Below are 224 nucleotides of genomic sequence, written 5' to 3' on the forward strand. Positions count from 1 at the left end.
AAAAATGGTGCGGATGAAGGGAGTCGAACCCCCACGCCAATGGCGCTAGATCCTAAGTCTAGTGCGTCTGCCAATTCCGCCACATCCGCGCATTTTTTTGGTGGAGGATGGTGGATTCGAACCACCGAAGTCGATGACAACAGATTTACAGTCTGCCCCCTTTGGCCGCTCGGGAAATCCTCCGTATTAATTTTACATGGAGCTGGTGATAGGAATCGAACCTA

At 50.9% G+C, this 224-nt stretch carries 2 tRNA genes; both read right to left on the reverse strand.

The window, feature by feature from the left end:
• Nucleotides 1-5: 5 nt before the first annotated feature.
• Nucleotides 6-89, reverse strand: a tRNA-Leu gene (locus IC219_RS21585).
• Between the two features lie 9 nt (nt 90-98).
• Nucleotides 99-183: transfer RNA gene (locus IC219_RS21590), tRNA-Tyr, on the reverse strand.
• Nucleotides 184-224 lie beyond the last annotated feature (41 nt).

This window comes from Clostridioides sp. ES-W-0018-02 (assembly GCF_020658175.1).
Taxonomy (GTDB): domain Bacteria; phylum Bacillota; class Clostridia; order Peptostreptococcales; family Peptostreptococcaceae; genus Clostridioides.